A 20,525-nucleotide genomic window follows, 5' to 3' on the forward strand; every position below is an offset into this window, starting at 1 on the left:
AATCATTCCCCATCAGGAAAAATCTTCCCAGGATTCAACACATTATTGGGGTCAAAAATGGCTTTAATGCGTTCCATTAATTCTAAATGTACTTTTGAAAACGCGATATCCATATAGTTTTTTTGTACCAAACCAATGCCATGTTCGCCAGAAAGCGTTCCTTTTAAACCAACTGTCAATTCAAAAATTTCACGAATCCCTTTTGGAACTTCGGTTTTCCAATTGGCATCGGTCATGTTGCCTTTGATGATGTTTACGTGTAAATTACCATCGCCCGCATGTCCATAACACACCGATTGAAAACCATATTTAGCACCAATTTCTTTGATACCTTTTAATAATTTAGGTAATTCATATCGTGGCACTACCGTATCTTCTTCTTTATAAATCGAATTCGCTTTCACCGCTTCCGCCACAGAACGACGCATTTTCCAAAGGGCATTTTTTTGTTCCTCTGTATCGGCAAACAATACTTCATCAATTTCAAATTGTTCTACCACTGCCAAAATTTGTTCGGCTTCTTGCATCAAAATTTCAGGATAATTACCATCTACTTCAATCAGCAAATGCGCTTGAACGTCGTCTTTTACTTCTACATTCAAATCTGAAACAAATTTCAATGTCCAATCAATAGCATCGCGTTCCATAAATTCGATTGCACTAGGAATAATTCCAGCTCTAAAAATTGCTGAAACGGCTTCACATGCTTGTTCCGCTTGATAAAAAGGAACTAAAAGTAAAATGTTATGTTTGTTTTGTGGTAAAAGTTTTAAAACCGCTTTAGTTACAATTCCTAATGTTCCCTCGCTACCAATCATCAATTGTGTTAAGTTGTAACCCGTTGAATTTTTTAAGGTATTGGCACCTGTCCAAATAATATCACCAGTGGGCAAAACCACTTCTAAATTTAGTACATAATCTTTTGTAACACCATATTTCAAAGCTCTTGCGCCACCTGAATTTTCAGCGATATTTCCACCAATCCAACAACTTCCCATGCTACTTGGATCTACGGGATAAAACAAACCTTTCTCGGTAACAGCTTCACGTAAAACTTGCGTAATTACTCCAGGTTCTGTGGTTACTTGCAAATTTTTCTCATCAATTTCAATAATTTTATTAAATCGCTCCATCGAAATTGCAATGCCACCATAAATAGACAAAGCACCACCACTCAAACCCGTACGCGCACCAATTGGTGTTGTTGGAATTTTATAGGTATTCGAAACGTTTAAAATTTGCGCAACTTCTTCTGTATTGGCAGGCTTTACTACAACATGAGGCGGAAAACTCAAATCTTCCGTTTCGTCATGACCATAGGTTTTACGAGTAGTTTCATCAGTAAAAATATAAGCCGAACCTACAATGTTCTCAAGCGCAAGTAAAATTTCTGGATTCATGGTATAAAATTGAAGTGTAAAGATAATAAATGTGTGTTATTTTTAACACATAGATACATAGGAAATTAATCATGTAAGTAGCTTAAATTTATATGATTTCTAATATGTAAACTATGCAAAAGTGAAACGTCCGAAACTTCGGGCTAACTAAACGCGAAGCAAAACTAATGAGACTATGTGTTTATTATTTAAAAACTATTCAAAACCCAATACCAAAAAGCCACGGTCAACAACGACAACGGAATCCCTATCCCAATCATCATGCTGCTTAATTTCGGTTTTAATCCGTAGTTAGAAGCTAAAATAGCTCCGGTTATCATGGGTGCCATCGCAGATTCCATAATAGAAACATCGATTTCTAATCCTTTTCCGCCTAATACCATTTTATAAAGTAATATAAAAAAAGCGGGCATCAAAATCAATTTGAAAAGCAATCCCAAGGTTAAAAAAGACCAATGTTTGCTTTGGGTATCAATTTTTAATTGCAATCCAACGGCTACTAAAGCAACTGGAGTTACGGTATTTCCAATTCTTAAAAAGGAATTTTGTAACGCTTCTGGAAATTCTAAAGAGAAAATAGTACAACAAAGTGCAATTGTAAAAGCGATGAAAGGTGGAAATTTTACAATTTTTAAAATGATTTCAGATGTACTTAAATTGCCTCTAGAGAAACTAGCTGCGACTAAAATTCCTAAAGTGGTTACAACTACGAAGGAACCGGGTTGGTCAACAATGATGGCTGTTTTCAATCCTTCGGCACCATATAAAGCTTCAATAATTGGAAATCCTACAAAGGAAGTATTGCTCAATCCTCCGGTTAAAATTAAACAACCAGTTAACTTTTTCGACCATTTAAAATAGGTTCCCAAAGCATAAAAAAATACAAACGATAATCCGAAACCCAACCACGCAATTCCAATAGGATAAAGCAAAGCAATTGAAATGGTAATTTTTGGAATGTAATACAACGCCAAAGCAGGAAGCGATACGTAAATCACGAATTGATTCAAACTTTGATAAGCGTTTTTAGGAAATTGTGGCACTTTTTGAAGCGCAACGCCCAAAATCAAACATAAAAATAAAAGTAGGATGTTTTCCATGTATCGAAATCAAGAATACAAAGATAATTAAACATAAAGACTACGATGTTTTATATTCCTACAATTTTTGTATTTTTACACAAAGCAATTATTCTTTTGAAAACACCTAATAAAAAATCGGCACTTTCAGAAATTCATGGCGTAAACCAACCCGAAATGCTTAGTAGTGTTGTAGCCACGCAAATTCAACAATTTCGAAGGAAACAACCTTCGGCAGAAGAACTGATTGCTGGAATTTTAAAAGGTGATAAAACAGCTTTAAGTCGGGCAATAACTTTGGTAGAAAGTACTAATCCGGAACATTTAACAAAAGCAAACGAAGTAATTAAAGGTTGTTTGCTACATGCGAATAATTCCGTTCGTATAGGAATTACCGGCGTTCCTGGCGTTGGAAAAAGTACGTTTATTGAAGCTTTTGGAAAATATTTAACTTCCATCGGAAAGAAAGTGGCTGTTTTAGCGGTTGACCCAAGTTCGTCCATCAGTCACGGAAGTATTTTGGGTGATAAAACCCGCATGGAAGAATTGGTAAAAGATGAAAATGCATTCATTAGACCAAGTGCTTCGGGTGATACTTTAGGCGGTGTTGCTAGAAAAACGCGTGAATCTATTATTTTGTGCGAAGCTTGTGGATTTGATACCATAATTATTGAAACCGTTGGAGTAGGGCAAAGCGAAACTGCTGTGCATAGTATGGTCGATTTCTTTTTGTTGTTAAAAATTTCTGGTGCTGGTGATGAGTTGCAAGGAATCAAACGCGGTATTATGGAAATGGCAGATACTATTGTAATTAATAAAGCGGATGGCGATAATATTGCGAAAGCCAAATTAGCTAAAACCGAATTCAACAGAGCCTTGCATTTATTTCCTGCTAAATCTTCGGGTTGGATTCCAAAAGTTACCACTTGTAGCGCTTATGAACAAACAGGAATTGATGCGATTTGGGAAATTATTTCTGAGTATTTGGAATTGGTAAAAGCAAATCATTATTTCGAAGATAAACGTCAAAATCAAAACCAATTTTGGATGATGGAAACCATAAACGAACAATTGAAATCGCACTTTTACAATCATCCAAATATCATTCAACTACTAGAAGAAAACAAAAAAGCCGTGCAAAAAAATGAATTGTCACCTTTTGCAGCGGCCATGAGTTTGTTGGAACAATATTTTTCTAAAGAGTAATTAGGAAAAATAATTATTCTAAATCTGAACACTTTTTACTGAACACTGAATACTATTCTTGCTCGTATCGTTCAATTTCTCTATCGTAGAATTCTCCGGCAATGGTAATTAAATGTTCCATTTCAGATTCCAATTCTTTTTCGTCTTCTTCTTCAATGTCTTCTAAAAATTCTACTTCGTCATCTTTTAAATTGATTACGAATCTTGGATATTCTAAATGGATTACGAAAATATCTTCAGGAAAATCGGTATTGTCTCCGATAACAAATTTTGGTAAGTTCATGTTTTTATGTTTTAAATTCTTTTTATGATTGTAATTGAACTTGTCCCGAAGCTTCGGGATTGGTTTGCAATTGAACCAGTTTTTTTGTCAAATAATTAAAGCGAATATACAAAAATATCGCTGCTGCTGTTAATCCGGCTAATAATCCAATCCAAACGCCAACAGCTTTTAATTCGGTTTCTAATCCTAAGTAAATTGAAATAGGAAATCCAATTACCCAATAGGCGATAAACGTAATATACATTGGAATTTTTGCGTCTTGCAATCCACGAAGCGCTCCTAAAACTACTACCTGTAATCCATCGGATATTTGAAAAACCGCAGCGACCAAAAGTAAATTGGCAGAAATTGAAATTACTTCTAAATTTTTAGATAGGTTTTCTGCATCATTTATATCAACAAAAATATAAGGTAAAGTAGTGTGTAATGCTATGAAAAGTAAAGCAAAAACAACTTCAATTAATATAGTTAACAGAAAAATAGAAATAGCTACTTTTCGAAGTTTTTTATAATCTTCTAATCCTTTTTGGTTTCCTACTCGAATCATTGCAGTAACGCTTAATCCCATGGCAAACATGAAAGTAACCGAAGCCAAACTTAGTGCAACTTGATTTGCTGCTTGACTTGTTGTTCCAATCATACCACACAACCAAATGGCTCCTGTAAATAAAGCTACTTCAAAGAACATTTGCATAGCAGAAGGCGAACCTAATTTAATGATTTTTAAATTGACCTCTTTTTTAATTTCTTTTAAGCTGAACCCTTTAAAATACGGATGAAATTTTGGTTTTAAATTCATCATATAATGCATAAAACCTAACATCACGAATCTAGAAGCAATTGTTCCAATAGCTGCTCCCACAATACCTAATTCTGGAAAGATCCATATTCCATAAATCAAGAAATAGTTAATTACCACATTGGTAACATTTCCAATAATGGTTGCCCACATGGAATATTTGGTTTCGCTCAATCCGTCTGCAAATTGTTTGTACGCTTGATACATAATAAGCGGAATCAGAGAAAAACCTACGATATCTAAATACGGTTTAGCCATGTCAACAACTGCTGCAGGTTGCCCCATATAAGCAATTAAAGGCTTTGCAAAAAAGATTAAAGTAAATAAAGCGACTCCTAAAATGGTACATAAATACAACCCGTGATGAAATGCCGAACGACCTCCAGCTACATCACTTTTTCCATCAGATTCTGCGACTAAAGGTGTTATTGCGGTTGAAAATCCAATTCCTAGCGACATAGCAATGAATACAAAACTATTTCCTAATGACACCGCTGCTAATTCCGTTGGACCTAATTTCCCTACCATTATGTTATCTACAATTCCCACTATGGTATGGCCTAACATCCCTAAAATAATAGGGTAGGCTAATTTTAAATTGTAAGAAAACTCTTTTGTATAATCGGAAAAAGTCATTTTGGAGATTTTGGGCAAAGGTAGTTATTTTGAAAATCAAAGCAAGAAAAAACCCGACAGGATTTATAATCTTGTCAGGTTTAAATATTGTGAGTTGAATTTACTTTTTAATATTCTGATTTATCGTGTCGCTTTCAATAATTCCATCACGTAAACGTATGACTCTGTGTGCATAAGCCGCAATGTCTTCTTCGTGAGTTACTAAAATTACGGTGTTTCCGTTGGCGTGAATTTCATTGAATAAATTCATGATTTCAACCGAAGTTTTACTATCTAAGTTTCCTGTTGGCTCATCGGCTAAAATGATAGAAGGTTTGTTCACCAAAGCTCTTGCTACTGCTACACGTTGGCGTTGACCACCTGAAAGTTGATTAGGTTTGTGATCCATTCTGTCATCTAATCCCACTTGTGTCAATACTTCAGTAGCACGTTCCACTCGTTCTGATTTTGAATGACCTGCATAAACCATTGGCAATGCCACATTGTCTAAAGCTGTGGTTCTTGGCATTAAATTAAAAGTTTGGAAAACAAATCCAATTTCTTTATTTCGGATGCCAGCTAACTCATCGTCTTGCATTTCACTAACGTATTTTCCGTTTAAAATGTAAGTTCCAGAAGTTGGCGTATCTAAACAACCTAAAAGATTCATCAAAGTCGATTTTCCAGAACCCGAAGGTCCCATTAATGCTACATATTCGCCTTTATTAATTTCTAAATCGATGCCTTTTAACACATAAACGATTTCGTTTCCTAAAGGGAAATCTCTTTTGATATTGGTTATTTTGATTAACGGATTTGCCATAATGAAATTAGAATTTAGCCTCTCGACTTCGCTCGAGATGACAATATTATTGATACAACACTATTATAAGTAGAAAAAGGAAGGAATTTGTTACAATTAAAACCGAATTCTTTCAAACAAGTGCGAACTAATCGTTTTATTCTGATTAATGATAAAATGTTCTTTTTCTTGTTCGGCTCTAAAAAATACAATTCCCCACTGAAAAGTATCAATGGTAACGGTAACTTTTGGATGATTTTTTATTATTTCCCAAGCTTCTTCCATGTCCGCCGACCAATGAATGTCATCAAAAATCCAAACGGAATCATTGGAAATAGTAGGAAGTAAGGCTTCAAAATAATCTAAAGTCGCTTTTTTAGAATGATTGCCATCGAAATAGATTAGGTGATGGGTGATGGGTGATGGGTGATGGGTTTTGAAATAACTTGAAAATTCAGTGTTTATAAATTCAATATTTTGAAAATTTGAATTTGTCCCGAAACTTCGGGATTGCAATTGAACTTGCGCTTGCTTTTGCGTGTTTGGACAACCTTCTAATGTGATAATTTTTACTCTTTCAGTTCCTAATGAAAGTGCTGAGGTTGCTAATCCTAATGAAGTGCCAATTTCTAAAATGCTTTTTGGTTGAAAATAACGAACAATTCTAAAAAGCAATTCCGCATTTTTTGAGGAAATTCCAGCGGTTTGTGCAATTTTTGAGATTTCTCTTGTATTCGATTTAAAAACTCTTGAACCCGCACCAAAATCGGTTACTTCAATCGTGTTTTTATTTTCTAAAAGCGATTTTCGGTACGATTTTACTATTTCGTATTCTGGATATTTAGTGTTGTCATAAAAACATTTCGTAACCAAATCATACACAAAAGGCGAATGCACTCCATGTTCGTTTTTGGAATGGAAAAGGAATTTTAGGTAGGATTTGATTATAGTCACAGTTTTCAGTCGCAGTTTTCAGTCACAGTTTTCAGTCTCGGTTTTATCTGCAAACTGAGACTGAGACTGCAAACTAGTTTTTATTCCATTTTACTTGATAATTCAAACCAGCGTTCTTCTTTTTCTTCTAAAGACTGAATGATTTTTTGTAATTCATTTGCTTTCGCTTGAATCTTATCATCAGTTACTTTTCCGTCGGCGAATTCATGTTCAATTTGTTTTTTGTTGTATTCTAAATCTTTGATTTCGCGTTCTAATTTATTGAATTCCTTTTGTTCGTTGAAATTCAAACCGGTTGATGCTGTGTTTTTTTCTTTCCAACTCGTCTTTTCTGTACTTACATTAGAAAGTACTTTTGGTTCTGCCGAATCTTCATAACTTCTAAAATCAGAATAATTTCCTGGGAAATCTTCAATTTGACCCTCGCCTCTAAAAACAAACAAGTGATCTACAATTTTATCCATAAAATAACGGTCGTGACTCACCACTAATAAACATCCTGGGAAATCTAATAAGAAACTTTCCAATACATTTAACGTCACAATATCCAAGTCATTTGTAGGTTCATCCAGAATCAGGAAATTAGGATTTTGAATCAAAACCGTACATAAATACAAACGTTTCAATTCTCCACCACTTAATTTTTCTACAAAATCATATTGTTTTTTGGCATCAAATAAAAAGCGTTCCAATAATTGCGATGCCGAAATAATTTTTCCTTTCGTCAACGGAATATATTCGCCATATTCTTTGATGATATCGATGACTTTTTGTCCCGGTTTTGGGTTGATGCCACTTTGCGTGTAATAGCCAATTTTAATCGTATCACCAATAATTACTTTACCTGAATCGGGTTGAATGGTTTGCGTTAAAATATTCAAGAAAGTCGACTTCCCTGTTCCGTTTTTACCAATAATTCCAATGCGTTCACCACGTTGAAACGAATATGAAAAATCATCCAAAATTTTTCTATCTGGAAAACTTTTGTTCAGTTTTACCATTTCGATAATTTTGCTTCCCATGCGCTCCATGTTAATTTCGAGCTCTACCACATTTTCTTTTCTACGACTTTCCGCTTTTTCTTTAATCACGTAAAAATCATCTTGACGTGATTTCGATTTAGTGGTTCTCGCTTTTGGTTGACGGCGCATCCAAGCCAATTCTTTGATGAAAAGGTTTTGAGCTTTGTCGATACTAGAATTTTCAGAAATTTGGCGTTCTTCTTTTTTCTCTAAATAATACGAATAATTGCCCTTGTATTGGTATATTTTTCCGTTGTCTAATTCAATGATTTCGTTACAAACACGTTCCAAAAAGAAACGGTCGTGCGTTACCATAAACAACGTGATGTTCTCTTTTGCAAAATAATCTTCTAACCATTCAATCATTTCTAAATCCAAGTGATTGGTTGGCTCATCTAAAATCAATAAATCAGGTTTGCTAATTAAAATAATCGCTAATGATAAACGCTTTTTTTGTCCACCCGACATGTTTTTGACTTTCATTTTTAAGTCTTCCAACTTTAGCTTGTATAGAATTTGCTTGAATTGCGTTTCAAAATCCCAAGCATTATGACGGTCCATATCATCAAAAGCGCGTTGATATGCTTCTTCATCATTCGGATTTTCTAAAGCTTTTTCGTAGCGTTCAATTACTTTCAGAATTTCATTATCTGAAGCAAAAATATTTTCCTCAATGGTTAATTCGTCTTGCAAATTATTATTTTGCGACAAAAACGCCATTTTTATCTCTTTTCGAATCACAACCTGACCCGTATCGGGTTCATCCAAACCATTAATCATGTTCATAATGGTGGTTTTTCCCGAACCGTTTTTAGCGATAAAAGCTATTTTTTGATCTTTGTTAATTCCAAAGGAAACGTCTTTAAAAAGAATGCGTTCGCCGTATGATTTCGATATATTTTCGACTGATAAGTAATTCATAATACAATTTAGAAGTGCAAAAATAGTTTATTGCAACTGATGATACAATCTTTTGGAATTAAATAAAAAAAGCCATCAGTTCTGACGGCTTTGAATTTGTTATTTTAAAATTTCTACTTCTAAATGACTTTCTTCAAAAATTTTAATAAAAGCCTTAGTGTAATCTTGTTTTTCTACTAAGTAAGGATTTTCTAAAAATTTCTGAGGATTTACAGCAATTAACGGATACCAAGTACTTTGTACTTGTATTTGAATTTTATGTCCTTTTTTGAAAGTATGTAAAACATCTTGTAATCTAAAATGAACTTCTGTAGTTGCGTTTGGATTTAAAGCTTCTGGTTTTTCAAAACTATTTCTAAAACGAGCGGGCATTACTTCGCTGCGCACCATTTGATGATAGTTCGCATAAAGCACATTTGGTTTGTCCTTATTTTGAGGTTCATCTGATGGGTAAATATCAATTATTTTCACAATAAAATCAGCATCAGTTGCAGTTGAAGCAATTTTTAACTTAGCCATAATTTCTCCTGCTAAGGTAATGTCTTCGGTTAGATAATCAGTCGTAAATGTAACCACATCAGGTCGACTCAAGGCAAATCTTTGGTCTTCGCTCATGTAATTTCTTGGCGTAAAACCATTATATTCTGCATAGTTAATGCTACTTGGGACAGGATTGTTTGGATCGCTGTAATATTCGCTAAAATTAGAACTTCCGCTTTTTTGGGTTTCCAATTTCCCGTTTGAACTTAGATAAAAATTAAGTTTTGTACTTTCTTTTGGTGGCCAATTCTGAAATGTTTTCCATTCTTTATTACCAGTGTCAAACATATAAGCTTCAGGAAGTTCTACAGCATCTTTTGATTTTTCTTTCAGATAATGATTGAAGAATTTATATTCTATATTTTTTTGATAAAAAGTAGCTATACTATCTCCAAAATAAATGTCGTTGTGATAATGTTTTCCGGCTTCTCTCGACCATCCTCCGTGAGAAAATGGTCCCATTACAATTGTGTTTTTTGCTTTTGGATTGTTTTTCTCAATCGTTTTGTAAATGTTTAATGGACCAGTTAAGTCCTCTGCATCGTACCATCCTCCAACGGTCATAACTGCGTGATCAATTCCTTTTAAATGAGGTAATAAATTTCTAGATTTCCAAAACTCATCGTAATTAGGATGAGTTACAATTTCTTGCATGAAAAAATTGTCTTTGTAGTAGGAGTCAACAGCTTCTTTTAAAGTTCCTATTTCTCTGTAAAAAATTGAACCATCTCTTGAAATTGATTTGATCGATTGGTCAGAATACCAAGCTTTATTTTCTGGTTTGGTTTTTTGAACACCAAATACAGGAAAAGTTTTGAAATATCCCATTATGAAAGCACCATTATGATGAAAATCATCGAAAAAGAAATCCGAAATAGGAGCTTGTGGAGATGATGCGACTAAAGCAGGATGATTGGCTAAAGTTCCAACCGCAGTATAAAATCCTGGGTAAGAAGTTCCGTATTGTCCTACTTTTCCATTATTGTTTTTAATGTTTTTGATTAACCAATCAATTGTATCGAAGGTGTCAGTGCTTTCGTCAACGTCTTTCTTCGTTTTGTGTTCAACTTGGGGCGTCATATTAGTAAAAGTACCTTCACTCATGTATCTTCCTCTCACATCTTGATATACAAAAATGTACTTGTCTTTTTGTAAAAATGTATTTGGTCCCAATGTTTTTTTGTACTTATCTTCACCATAAGGAGCAATACTATAACAAGTTCTTTGCATCAAAATAGGATATTTTTTACTTGAAGAAATATCTTTAGGTGAATAGATGGCAGTAAAAAGTTTTGTACCATCCCTCATAGGAATATAAACTTCTCTTTTATCATAATTTGCTAAAATATCCTCTTGTGAAAATATTGAAAAAGATGTTAAGAATAAAATTAGAGCAACTATTTTTCTCATAAATCGAATTTTAATTTTCGAAGATATTAAGTTTTTATTCAAAATGAAGATTCACTAATGTTAAAATTAAACTTTTAATTATATTCGCATCATGCAACTATCCGTAATCATACTTAATTATAATGTGCGCTTTTTTTTAGAGCAATGTGTTTTCAGTGTTCAAAAAGCATTGGAAGGCATTGATGGAGAAATTATAGTGATTGATAATGCTTCGTCCGATGATAGCTGTGAGATGATGAAAACCAAATTCCCGTTCATCAAACTCATTGAAAACACAGCTAATTTAGGTTTTCCAAAAGGAAATAATATAGGAGTTGCTCAAGCCAAAGGAGAATATATTTGCATTTTAAATCCAGATACTGTTGTTGCAGAAGATACTTTTTCTGAAATTTTAAACTCCCAACTCGTAACTCGTAACTCGCAACTCGGAATAATCGGTTGTAAATTAATTGACGGTGCTGGAAATTTTCTTCCCGAAAGCAAACGTGGCGTTCCAACGCCTTGGGTGGCTTTTACAAAGATTTTCGGATTGTATAAAATTTCGAATTACTTCGGAAAATATTACGCCGAACATCTATCTGAAAATCAAACGGGTGAAGTAGATATTTTGGTTGGTGCTTTTATGGTAATGAAGCGCGAATTGTATCTTAATATTGGCGGTTTTGATGAAAATTGTTTTATGTATTCAGATGATATTGATTTGAGTTATATGGTCAAGAAATTAGGAAATCAAAATTTCTACTTTCACAATACATCGGTAATTCATTACAAAGGTGAAAGCACTGTTCGTGACGAAACTTATATGAATCGATTTAGAGAAGCAATGCAGTTTTTTTATACGAAACATTTTAAAAAATCATGGTTTTTTGATTTCATGATGTATATTGGAAGTTTTATTTTTAGTTTTCTTAAAAAAAATCAGAAGAAATTGCAACTACATGAAATTTCAGAATATGTTATTTTTTCTAAACGCAATTTGAAATTAGATTTAAATAAAACAACAACATATTTGTTTGATTTTAATCAGTTTGTGAACAAGCCACAAAAAAACATTGAAATAATATTTGATACAACTACTTTTAATTTTAACGAAATTATTACTTTTATGCAGTTAAATAAGAGCAATAATATAAGTTATAAAAATTATATTTCAAGTTCGAACTTCCTAATTGGAAGTAATAACTCGATTGATAGAGGACAAATAATTTTGTTATAAAAAATTATTATATTCTTTATAAAACGAAGAAAAAATTATTATTTTTGCAAACCAAACACAAAAAAACAACTTTAGTTTAAAGATATGGCAAAGTTTGAATTAAAATTACCCAAGATGGGTGAAAGTGTTGCAGAAGCAACAGTTACTAACTGGTTAAAACAAGTTGGTGATAAAATTGAAATGGACGAAGCGGTTTTAGAAATTGCTACTGATAAAGTAGATAGCGAAGTGCCTTCGGAAGTTGCAGGAACACTTGTAGAAATTTTATTTAATACCGATGATGTAGTTCAAGTAGGGCAAACTATCGCTATTATCGAAACTGAAGGTGGTGTTTCTCAATCTTCAAATGTCATTTCGAGCGAAGTCGAGAAGCCGGTTGCAGTTGCCGAAGTAGCAAAAGCAGTAGAATTAGCGAAAGAAACTGTTGCTCCAGCTGATTTTTCAGCATCTGATAAGTTCTTTTCGCCACTAGTGAAAAACATTGCAAAAGAAGAAGGAATATCTTTAGCTGAATTAGAAGCAATTGCTGGTTCTGGTAAAGATGGCCGTGTAAACAAAGAAGATTTATTAAATTATATCAAAAATAGAGGAAGTCAGCCTGCAGTTGTTGCAACTCCAGCAGCGGCTCCAAAAGCAACTCCAGCTCCAGTAGCACAAGCCGTTCCGGTTTCTGTAAATGGTGGTGACGAGATTGTAGAGATGGACAGAATGCGTAAGTTGATTTCGGGTTACATGGTAGCTTCGGTTCAAACTTCGGCTCACGTACAATCGTTCATTGAAGTTGATGTTACGAACATCGTAAAATGGAGAGATAAAGTGAAAGCTGCTTTCGAAAAAAGAGAAGGTGAGAAGTTAACTTTTACACCAATTATGATGGAAGCGGTGGCAAAAGCCTTGAAAGATTTCCCAGGAATGAATATTTCAGTTGATGGTGATTTTATCATCAAACGTAAAAATATCAACTTAGGAATGGCAGCTGCGTTACCAAACGGAAACTTAATTGTTCCTGTAATTAAAAATGCTGACCAATTGAATTTAGTTGGAATGGCAAAAGCAGTTAACGATTTAGGAAACCGCGCTAAAGCAGGAAAATTAAAACCAGACGATACGCAAGGCGGAACATATACAGTTACGAATGTAGGAACTTTTGGTTCTGTTTTTGGAACACCAATTATCAACCAACCACAAGTAGGTATTTTAGCGTTAGGTGCCATTAGAAAAGTGCCTGCAGTTATCGAAACTCCAGAAGGAGATTTCATTGGAATCCGTCAAAAAATGTTCTTATCGCACTCTTATGATCATAGAGTCGTTGATGGAGCGTTAGGAGGAAGTTTTGTAAAACGCGTAGCGGATTACCTAGAAGCTTTTGATGTGAATAGAGATTTCTAAGCTGAAAATAAATTTATAAGTAAACCCGATAGTTTTAAAAGCTGTCGGGTTTTTTGTTATTTTTGATTTATTAAAAGTATGTTATGAAATTATTCTATTCTCTTATATGTGTTTCGTTTTTTACTATTTCTTGTAAAGAAGCAATTAAAAATGATGTAAAATTTGTTGCTGAGCAAAGTTTTGAAGAAATTCAATTCGTAGAACCAAAGGTTAGTAATAGTTTAGTTGTAAATAGCAAAGCAGATTTATTAGGCTATTGGGTTGGTGATTTTAAGGCGGATATCAGTGAAGAAAAAACAGATTCCATTTATCAAGAAAAAAATTATAACTTATTAAATAGAAAAATTACATTTTCTATCGATGAGATTAAAGGTGATTCTATTTTTGGTCATTCAATAACAGCAGGAAATATTAGCCTTTTTAAAGGTATTGTTTTTCAAAATGAAAGTAAATTCGTTATCAAAGCAGATGAGTTTAAGCAGTCAAAATATGACGGACTTTTTGTAATGAATATTAGTAAGAATGACAGTTTGTTAATAGGTAATTGGTTGGCTTATAATCCAAAAGAATTAAAAGTTGCAACAAGAAAGTATCAACTTCAAAAAAAGATATTTAAATACAATCCAAATAATAAAGTTGATGAAATATTTATTAATGATGATAAATTTAATGTGTTAAAATATAATGATACAATAGATGGTGAAGAAGTTGAAAACGAGTTTGAAGAGTATTTTACTAATACCGAAAAGTTATACGAGAAAAATGCTTCCATCGATGAACTAACATCAGATTTTGTTTCCAATTTGTCAAAAGCCGATATTTTTATTCTTCGAAATTCTATTTTTGCACGTCATGGATTTGCTTTTCGCGATAAACAATTGCGCATGTATTTTGAATTGTTTGATTGGTATATGCCTGTTTTTGGAGATGTTAAAGAGGATTTAACAGAAATCGAAATTAAAAATATCGATTTGCTACTTCGTTATGAACAAAACGCAGAAGAATACTACGATACATTTGGAAGATAATGTGGATTAAATATTCAAAATATCTTTTGTGGATTGGATATGTTTATTTTTCATATCTACTTTTGTTAATAACACTTCAGTATATTCCATATCATACGGATGTTGCTTTTTTACGAATTAAACAAGATGTAATAGTTTTCAATCATTATAGAATTGCTTTTTTTACTCATGTGTATACAAGTATATTCTTGATGATTTTTGGTGCTTTACAGTTTTCGAATTACATTCAAAAAAAACACATAAAACTACATCGAATTTCAGGAAGATTTTATGTCGGAATCCTATTATTGCTTTCAGGTCCAAGTGGTTTAGTAATGTCATATTATGCAAATGGTGGTTTATTTGCGCAAGTTTCTTTTTTATTGTTGTCTACTTTTTGGATATTATTCACCTTTATATCTTTTTATTTCATACTGAAAAAACAAGTAATCAAACATCAAAAATTTGCCATCAGAAGTTTTGCATTGACATTGTCTGCAATTTCACTTCGATTATTCAAATATTTATTGGTTTTCTTTTTGGAGCCTTTACCAATGGATGCATACCGAATTGCTGCATGGTCGGGATGGATATTTAATTTATTAGTTGCGGAAATTATTATTTATTATAAGTTTTCAAGAATTAGTAAATAAATAAATCTTCAATTATATTTGTAAGATATATAAACGCTATGGAATTAAAATTAACACGCCCAATTTGTTTTTTTGATCTTGAAACTACAGGAATCGATGTGGCAAGAGACCGAATTGTAGAAATCTCAATATTTAAAGTATATCCAAACGGAAATAAAGAAAGTAAAACTTGGTTGGTAAATCCTACTATTCCAATTCCGCCACAAACTACTGCAGTTCATGGAATTACCGATGAAAAAGTAGCCAATGAGCCAACATTCAAAGAATTAGCTACGCAAGTTCACAACATGATTAAAGATTCTGATTTGGCTGGATTTAATTCGGACCGTTTTGATATTCCGCTTTTAGCAGAGGAATTATTACGTGCTGAGGTTGATTTTGATATGAAAAACCGAGTTTCTGTTGATGTACAAACTATTTTTCATAAAATGGAAGAACGTACTTTAAGTGCGGCTTACAAATTCTATTGCGGACAAAGTTTAGAAAATGCACATAGTGCAGAAGCGGATACAATGGCAACTTACGAAATCTTAAAATCGCAATTAGATCGCTATGAGAATTTAGAAAATGATATGAAATCGTTATCTGAATTTACAACCCGAAAAAAATCAGTTGACTTTGCCGGATTCATTACTTTGAATAAGGAAGGAAAAGAGATTTTTAGTTTTGGAAAACACAAAGGTGCTATAGTGGATGATGTTTTTGATAAAGAACCTGGTTATTTCGGTTGGATTCAAAATGCAGATTTTCCACTATACACTAAAAAAGTGTTGACGGCAATTAAATTAAGAAAGTTAAACACTAAATAGAGTGATTAGTGAAAAGTAATTAGTAAATAGTTGCTAATTACTTTTTACTAATTACTAATCACTAGAATCATGAAAATAATTTGTATCGGTCGCAATTATGCCGACCATATTTCGGAATTGAATAATGAAAGACCAACGGAACCTGTAATCTTTTTGAAGCCAGATTCTTCCATATTACCTAATAAAAACCCATTTGTAATTCCGGCTTTTAGTAATGACATTCATCATGAAGTAGAAGTCTTGGTTAAGATTTGCCGAGTTGGTAAACATATCGACGCTAAATTTGCTCATAAATATTATGAAGAAATTGGTTTAGGAATCGATTTTACTGCTAGAGATGTGCAAAGTAAATTAAAAGAAAAAGGATTACCATGGGAAAAAGCCAAGGCTTTTGACCATTCAGCGGTAATTGGGAACTTTACACCGAAAAAACTTTATTCTTCGCTAGAAAATATTAACTTTGAATTACAATCAAACGGAACAACAGTTCAAGAAGGAAATACAAGTTTAATGTTGTGGAAAATAGATGAATTAATAGCTTATGTTTCACAATATTTTACGTTAAAAATAGGTGATATTATTTTTACAGGTACCCCAAAAGGTGTTGCAAAAGTAAATGAAGGAGATGTTTTAGAAGGTTTTTTAGAAGGTAAACCAATGTTCAAAATTCAAATCAAATAAATATGGCTTTACAATACAATTTAGCAAAGGTTTATGAAATTTCTGAAAATGATATTGAATTTGCGTTACAAATAGTAACGTTATTTTTTGAAGAGGTTCCTGCTGAAATTAAATCGATTAAAAATGCAATTGAAGATAAAGACTATACTAAAGCTTATACTTCATCACATAAAATTAAGCCTACTTTGGATTTACTTGGAATGGATTTAGCTTACGAAGAAAACCTTCAGGTTATGAATTGGGCTATGTCAGAAGGTAAAAGAAAAGAAATTAAAGAGGTATTCAAATCGTTAAAAGATAGAGTTGATTTAGCAGTAAAAGAAATTAAAAAAGATTTCAAACTGTAGTTATTCTGTTTTTTATTTTCCCAAAATCTATTAAATTATTTAAATGAAAGCCGCTATTGTAACCATTGGTGATGAGATACTTATTGGACAAATTGTTGATACAAATTCGTCTTATATTGCCAAAGCTTTAGATAAAATTGGAATTGCAACTCATGAAATGTTGTCTATTTCAGATGATAAAAAACACATCTTAAATACACTTAATTTATTGCAAAATAAGGTTGATGTTGTTATAGTAACAGGAGGACTAGGGCCAACAAAAGATGACATAACAAAGAAAACATTTTGTGATTATTTTGAAGATAATTTGATTGAAAATGAAGAAGTTTTATTTCATGTAAAATCAATTATTGAAGGAATTTATAAAAGACCAATCACCCAAATAAACAGAGATCAAGCGTTAGTTCCAACCAAAGCAAAGGTGCTGTTTAATAAAGTAGGAACAGCCCCTGGTATGTGGATGGAAAAGGAAAACACTGTTTTTATATCGTTACCTGGAGTTCCTTACGAAATGAAATATCTTGTTGATAATGAGGTGATTACTAATTTAGTTCAAAAGTTTGAGCGTCCATACATTGTGCATCAAACCATCATGACCTATGGTCGCGGTGAAAGCATGATTGCGGAGCAAATTGAAGAGTGGGAAGATAATTTGCCTGAATTTATAAAGTTAGCTTATTTGCCAAGTCCAGGAAAAGTTCGTTTGAGATTAACGGCAAGAGGTACGAATGAAGAACTATTACGAAATGAGATAAATAATCAGGTTCAAAAGCTTGATTTATTAATTCATGATATAATTGTTGGATACAATGAAGACGAACCTATTGAAGTAGTTTTAGGAAGATTATTAACTGATAAAAATTTAACAATTGCTACAGCAGAAAGTTGTACAGGTGGAAAAATTGCCGCAACTTTGTCTGCAGTTCCTGGAGCATCAAATTATTTCAAAGGAAGCGTTGTTAGTTATGCAACTCAAGCAAAAACAAATGTGTTAGGTGTTGCAAATGAGTTAATTATAGAACATGGAGTTGTAAGTGCAGAAGTTGCTGTTGAAATGGCAAAATCAGTACAAAAAATAATGGCTTCAGATTTTGCAATTGCTACTACTGGAAATGCGGGTCCAACAAAAGGAGATGATATAGCAGAATTAGGAACAGTTTTTATTGCAATTGCCACGAAAAGCGAGGTGTATGTTGAAGAATTTAACTTTGGTCAACCCCGTGAAAAGGTTATAGATAGGGCAGTTAGTAAAGCATTAGAACTCATTTATAAAGAAATTTTAAAAAAATAATAAAAGATAGTTGTGTATATGAAATCGATTTTGTTTCTTTGCACCCTGATTTTAGATAACGAAATAAAGCTGAATAATAATGTCAAGAGTTTGTGAACTTACAGGTAAAAGAGCAATGGTAGGGAACAATGTTTCTCACGCTATGAATAAAACAAAGAGAAAATTCTCTGTTAATTTAGTAAAAAAACGTTTTTACATTCCTGAAGAAGATAGATGGGTTACGTTGAAAATTTCAACTGCTGCACTAAAAACTATTAATAAAAATGGAATTGCTGCTGTATTAAAAAATGCAAAAGCAAACGGATTTGTTAAATCTGTATAATCCGCAATAATATATATCAAAATGGCAAAGAAAGGTAATAGAATCCAAGTTATTTTAGAATGTACAGAGCATAAAACTTCAGGAGTTCCTGGAACATCTCGTTACATTACTACAAAAAATAAAAAAAATACTCCAGATAGATTAGAGATTAAAAAATTTAATCCAATCTTAAAAAGAGTAACTGTACATAAAGAAATTAAATAAGATAAGTCATGGCAAAGAAAACCGTAGCAACTTTACAAACAGCTTCTAAAAGATTAACCAAAGCTATTAAAATGGTTAAATCTCCAAAATCTGGCGCTTACACATTCGTTGAATCTGTTATGGCTCCTGAATTAGTTGATGAATTCTTGAAAAAGAAATAATTCATAAAACAATTATATAGATAAGCTACTTTCGTTTGAAAGTAGCTTTTTTATTTTTACATTTGTCTCATATTATTTTAAAGCTAAACAAAAGGTATTCTTTTGAACCATGTTCCCGCTTTCCGCACTACATGGTAGTTTGCTTCAATCGGGGCTATAAACAATCAAACGGCGCCTATTAATTTGTTTTCAAAAGAATAATTATTTTAATCAAAAAATCATTAAATGAGCTTTTTTAAAAAAATATTCTCCTCCGAAAAAAAAGAACCTGTTTTAAATGAACAGGAGAAACAATCTTTAGATAAGGGTTTAGAAAAAACGAAAACATCTTTTTTTTCTAAGCTAACAAAAGCTGTTGCCGGAAAATCTAAAGTTGATGCAGATGTTTTAGATAATTTAGAGGAAATTTTAGTTTCTTCTGACGTTGGGGTAAATACAACATTAAAGATTATTGAGCGTATTGAAGAGCGTGTTTCAAAAGATAAATATCTAGGAACTGACGAGTTAAACGGAATTCTTCGTGAAGAAATTGCTAGTTTGCTTTCTGAAACGAATTCCGGTGAAGCTACACAATTTGACATCCCAAAGAATACGAAGCCTTATGTAATTATGGTTGTTGGTGTTAATGGTGTTGGTAAAACTACCACTATTGGAAAATTAGCTTATCAGTTTAAAAAGGCAGGTTACAATGTCGTTTTAGGCGCAGCAGACACATTTAGAGCAGCTGCAATTGACCAGTTACAAATTTGGGCAGATAGAGTAGGCGTGCCTATTGTAAAACAACAAATGGGAAGTGATCCTGCATCTGTAGCTTTTGATACCTTACAGAGCGCTGTGGCTCAAAATGCAGATATTGTAATTATTGACACTGCAGGTCGTTTACATAACAAAGTTGGTTTAATGAACGAACTTTCAAAAGTTAAAAAAGTAATGCAAAAAGTGGTGGAAAATACGCCAAATGATGTACTTTTGGTATTAGATGGTTCTACTGGTCAAAATGCATTTGAACAGGCAAAACAGTTTACAGCTGCTACAGAAGTATCTTGTTTAGCGGTTACAAAATTAGATGGAACTGCAAAAGGTGGTGTTGTTATTGGAATTTCAGACCAATTTCAAATACCAGTAAAATATATAGGAGTAGGTGAAGGAATTGAAGATTTACAAGTATTCAATAAATATGAATTTGTAGATTCATTTTTTAAATAAGTAAAATAGATCATGGAATTTTTAAAATACAGAACAATTCAGTTGCTAATTGCGGCTATTATTATGGCTTTAGTAGCTATTCCATTTAGTGATAATGATTATATATTTCTTACTTTGCGATTGTCATCGTTCGGAATTTTTATGTACTTGCTAATTAAATTTACAAGTGGTAAAAAAAAGGTAAAGAAATAAAAGAATAAAAAATAAA

Annotated in this window: 22 protein-coding genes; 14 read left to right on the forward strand and 8 right to left on the reverse strand. The window is 32.7% G+C overall.

All coding sequences use genetic code 11. The annotated features are described in order from the left end of the window. Positions 1–2: 2 nt before the first annotated feature. A complete protein-coding gene (locus GFJ99_RS12055) occupies positions 3–1,400 on the reverse strand; it encodes an FAD-binding oxidoreductase (RefSeq protein WP_153209132.1) in 1,398 nt (465 codons plus the stop codon). Between the two features lie 188 nt (positions 1,401–1,588). After that, the gene (locus tag GFJ99_RS12060; RefSeq protein WP_153209134.1) at positions 1,589–2,500 is read right to left on the reverse strand and encodes an AEC family transporter; all 912 of its coding nucleotides are present in this window, start codon (positions 2,498–2,500) and stop codon (positions 1,589–1,591) included. A 156-nt stretch (positions 2,501–2,656) separates the two neighbouring features. On the opposite strand from GFJ99_RS12060, the gene meaB reads away from it, so the two are divergent. After that, positions 2,657–3,685 carry a methylmalonyl Co-A mutase-associated GTPase MeaB gene (gene meaB / locus GFJ99_RS12065; protein ID WP_370514064.1) on the forward strand — a complete coding sequence of 343 codons (1,029 nt, stop codon included), beginning with the start codon at positions 2,657–2,659 and terminating at the stop codon, positions 3,683–3,685. A 52-nt stretch (positions 3,686–3,737) separates the two neighbouring features. Here meaB and GFJ99_RS12070 read toward each other — a convergent pair whose 3' ends face one another. From GFJ99_RS12070 to GFJ99_RS12095, 6 genes are all read right to left on the reverse strand, one after another. Further along, positions 3,738–3,968 carry a hypothetical protein gene (locus tag GFJ99_RS12070; protein ID WP_008253940.1) on the reverse strand — a complete coding sequence of 77 codons (231 nt, stop codon included), beginning with the start codon at positions 3,966–3,968 and terminating at the stop codon, positions 3,738–3,740. 22 nt (positions 3,969–3,990) lie between these two features. Then, positions 3,991–5,403 (reverse strand): MATE family efflux transporter, encoded by a 1,413-nt coding sequence (locus GFJ99_RS12075; protein WP_153209137.1) that lies wholly within the window; start codon positions 5,401–5,403, stop codon positions 3,991–3,993. 100 nt (positions 5,404–5,503) lie between these two features. Further along, positions 5,504–6,205 carry an ABC transporter ATP-binding protein gene (locus tag GFJ99_RS12080; protein ID WP_008253937.1) on the reverse strand — a complete coding sequence of 234 codons (702 nt, stop codon included), beginning with the start codon at positions 6,203–6,205 and terminating at the stop codon, positions 5,504–5,506. 96 nt (positions 6,206–6,301) lie between these two features. Beyond that, a complete protein-coding gene (locus tag GFJ99_RS12085; protein ID WP_370454319.1) occupies positions 6,302–7,138 on the reverse strand; it encodes an O-methyltransferase in 837 nt (278 codons plus the stop codon). Positions 7,139–7,218: 80 nt separating this feature from the next. Beyond that, entirely contained in the window at positions 7,219–9,081 is a 1,863-nt protein-coding gene (locus GFJ99_RS12090; protein WP_153209141.1) for an ABC-F family ATP-binding cassette domain-containing protein, read from the reverse strand. Between the two features lie 99 nt (positions 9,082–9,180). After that, on the reverse strand, positions 9,181–11,031 hold the full coding sequence (locus GFJ99_RS12095) for a CocE/NonD family hydrolase (RefSeq protein WP_153209143.1): 1,851 nt from the start codon (positions 11,029–11,031) through the stop codon (positions 9,181–9,183). Positions 11,032–11,122: 91 nt separating this feature from the next. Between GFJ99_RS12095 and GFJ99_RS12100 the strand changes: the two genes are divergently transcribed. The 13 genes from GFJ99_RS12100 (at position 11,123) to GFJ99_RS12160 (ending at position 20,509) form a co-directional block, all read left to right on the forward strand. Beyond that, complete coding sequence (locus tag GFJ99_RS12100; RefSeq protein WP_153209145.1) at positions 11,123–12,247, forward strand: glycosyltransferase family 2 protein; 1,125 nt, start codon at positions 11,123–11,125, stop codon at positions 12,245–12,247. An 84-nt stretch (positions 12,248–12,331) separates the two neighbouring features. Next, positions 12,332–13,636, forward strand: a complete 1,305-nt coding sequence (locus GFJ99_RS12105; protein WP_153209146.1) for a dihydrolipoamide acetyltransferase family protein — start codon at positions 12,332–12,334, stop codon at positions 13,634–13,636. An 83-nt stretch (positions 13,637–13,719) separates the two neighbouring features. Continuing rightward, positions 13,720–14,664 (forward strand): YARHG domain-containing protein, encoded by a 945-nt coding sequence (locus GFJ99_RS12110; protein ID WP_153209148.1) that lies wholly within the window; start codon positions 13,720–13,722, stop codon positions 14,662–14,664. Next, positions 14,664–15,296 (forward strand): DUF2306 domain-containing protein, encoded by a 633-nt coding sequence (locus GFJ99_RS12115; protein ID WP_153209150.1) that lies wholly within the window; start codon positions 14,664–14,666, stop codon positions 15,294–15,296. The genes GFJ99_RS12110 and GFJ99_RS12115 overlap by 1 nt, the downstream gene beginning before the upstream one ends. A gap of 38 nt (positions 15,297–15,334) precedes the next feature. Beyond that, a complete protein-coding gene (locus GFJ99_RS12120) occupies positions 15,335–16,105 on the forward strand; it encodes a 3'-5' exonuclease (protein WP_153209152.1) in 771 nt (256 codons plus the stop codon). Between the two features lie 69 nt (positions 16,106–16,174). Then, positions 16,175–16,786: a fumarylacetoacetate hydrolase family protein gene (locus GFJ99_RS12125; protein ID WP_008253919.1), complete on the forward strand. Its 612-nt coding sequence runs from the start codon at positions 16,175–16,177 to the stop codon at positions 16,784–16,786. 2 nt (positions 16,787–16,788) lie between these two features. Beyond that, positions 16,789–17,133, forward strand: a complete 345-nt coding sequence (locus tag GFJ99_RS12130) for an Hpt domain-containing protein (protein ID WP_008253912.1) — start codon at positions 16,789–16,791, stop codon at positions 17,131–17,133. Positions 17,134–17,176: 43 nt separating this feature from the next. After that, complete coding sequence (locus GFJ99_RS12135; RefSeq protein WP_153209154.1) at positions 17,177–18,424, forward strand: CinA family nicotinamide mononucleotide deamidase-related protein; 1,248 nt, start codon at positions 17,177–17,179, stop codon at positions 18,422–18,424. A gap of 79 nt (positions 18,425–18,503) precedes the next feature. Then, positions 18,504–18,746 (forward strand): 50S ribosomal protein L28, encoded by a 243-nt coding sequence (gene rpmB, locus GFJ99_RS12140; RefSeq protein WP_008253904.1) that lies wholly within the window; start codon positions 18,504–18,506, stop codon positions 18,744–18,746. A gap of 21 nt (positions 18,747–18,767) precedes the next feature. Next, entirely contained in the window at positions 18,768–18,950 is a 183-nt protein-coding gene (rpmG, locus tag GFJ99_RS12145; protein ID WP_008253902.1) for a 50S ribosomal protein L33, read from the forward strand. A gap of 8 nt (positions 18,951–18,958) precedes the next feature. Next, entirely contained in the window at positions 18,959–19,111 is a 153-nt protein-coding gene (locus GFJ99_RS12150; protein ID WP_008253891.1) for a DUF4295 domain-containing protein, read from the forward strand. A gap of 225 nt (positions 19,112–19,336) precedes the next feature. Next, positions 19,337–20,317, forward strand: a complete 981-nt coding sequence (gene ftsY, locus GFJ99_RS12155) for a signal recognition particle-docking protein FtsY (protein WP_008253890.1) — start codon at positions 19,337–19,339, stop codon at positions 20,315–20,317. Between the two features lie 12 nt (positions 20,318–20,329). Then, a complete protein-coding gene (locus tag GFJ99_RS12160; RefSeq protein WP_153209156.1) occupies positions 20,330–20,509 on the forward strand; it encodes a hypothetical protein in 180 nt (59 codons plus the stop codon). The last annotated feature ends 16 nt before the right edge of the window (positions 20,510–20,525 follow it).

It is taken from the genome of Flavobacterium sp. LMO6 (genome assembly GCF_009495795.1).
Taxonomy (GTDB): Bacteria; Bacteroidota; Bacteroidia; order Flavobacteriales; family Flavobacteriaceae; genus Flavobacterium.

What these genes read in the sequence shown, in the direction of transcription:
- GFJ99_RS12055 (WP_153209132.1), bottom strand. Translation starts at nt 1,400, where the DNA reads ATGAATCCAGAAATTTTACTTGCGCTTGAGAACATTGTAGGTTCGGCT.
- GFJ99_RS12115 (WP_153209150.1), top strand. Translation starts at nt 14,664, where the DNA reads ATGTGGATTAAATATTCAAAATATCTTTTGTGGATTGGATATGTTTAT.
- GFJ99_RS12060 (WP_153209134.1), bottom strand. Translation starts at nt 2,500, where the DNA reads ATGGAAAACATCCTACTTTTATTTTTATGTTTGATTTTGGGCGTTGCG.
- meaB (WP_370514064.1), top strand. Translation starts at nt 2,657, where the DNA reads ATGCTTAGTAGTGTTGTAGCCACGCAAATTCAACAATTTCGAAGGAAA.
- GFJ99_RS12150 (WP_008253891.1), top strand. Translation starts at nt 18,959, where the DNA reads ATGGCAAAGAAAACCGTAGCAACTTTACAAACAGCTTCTAAAAGATTA.
- GFJ99_RS12105 (WP_153209146.1), top strand. Translation starts at nt 12,332, where the DNA reads ATGGCAAAGTTTGAATTAAAATTACCCAAGATGGGTGAAAGTGTTGCA.
- GFJ99_RS12075 (WP_153209137.1), bottom strand. Translation starts at nt 5,403, where the DNA reads ATGACTTTTTCCGATTATACAAAAGAGTTTTCTTACAATTTAAAATTA.
- ftsY (WP_008253890.1), top strand. Translation starts at nt 19,337, where the DNA reads ATGAGCTTTTTTAAAAAAATATTCTCCTCCGAAAAAAAAGAACCTGTT.
- GFJ99_RS12130 (WP_008253912.1), top strand. Translation starts at nt 16,789, where the DNA reads ATGGCTTTACAATACAATTTAGCAAAGGTTTATGAAATTTCTGAAAAT.
- GFJ99_RS12090 (WP_153209141.1), bottom strand. Translation starts at nt 9,081, where the DNA reads ATGAATTACTTATCAGTCGAAAATATATCGAAATCATACGGCGAACGC.
- GFJ99_RS12120 (WP_153209152.1), top strand. Translation starts at nt 15,335, where the DNA reads ATGGAATTAAAATTAACACGCCCAATTTGTTTTTTTGATCTTGAAACT.
- rpmB (WP_008253904.1), top strand. Translation starts at nt 18,504, where the DNA reads ATGTCAAGAGTTTGTGAACTTACAGGTAAAAGAGCAATGGTAGGGAAC.
- GFJ99_RS12095 (WP_153209143.1), bottom strand. Translation starts at nt 11,031, where the DNA reads ATGAGAAAAATAGTTGCTCTAATTTTATTCTTAACATCTTTTTCAATA.
- rpmG (WP_008253902.1), top strand. Translation starts at nt 18,768, where the DNA reads ATGGCAAAGAAAGGTAATAGAATCCAAGTTATTTTAGAATGTACAGAG.
- GFJ99_RS12110 (WP_153209148.1), top strand. Translation starts at nt 13,720, where the DNA reads ATGAAATTATTCTATTCTCTTATATGTGTTTCGTTTTTTACTATTTCT.
- GFJ99_RS12160 (WP_153209156.1), top strand. Translation starts at nt 20,330, where the DNA reads ATGGAATTTTTAAAATACAGAACAATTCAGTTGCTAATTGCGGCTATT.
- GFJ99_RS12070 (WP_008253940.1), bottom strand. Translation starts at nt 3,968, where the DNA reads ATGAACTTACCAAAATTTGTTATCGGAGACAATACCGATTTTCCTGAA.
- GFJ99_RS12125 (WP_008253919.1), top strand. Translation starts at nt 16,175, where the DNA reads ATGAAAATAATTTGTATCGGTCGCAATTATGCCGACCATATTTCGGAA.
- GFJ99_RS12080 (WP_008253937.1), bottom strand. Translation starts at nt 6,205, where the DNA reads ATGGCAAATCCGTTAATCAAAATAACCAATATCAAAAGAGATTTCCCT.
- GFJ99_RS12135 (WP_153209154.1), top strand. Translation starts at nt 17,177, where the DNA reads ATGAAAGCCGCTATTGTAACCATTGGTGATGAGATACTTATTGGACAA.
- GFJ99_RS12100 (WP_153209145.1), top strand. Translation starts at nt 11,123, where the DNA reads ATGCAACTATCCGTAATCATACTTAATTATAATGTGCGCTTTTTTTTA.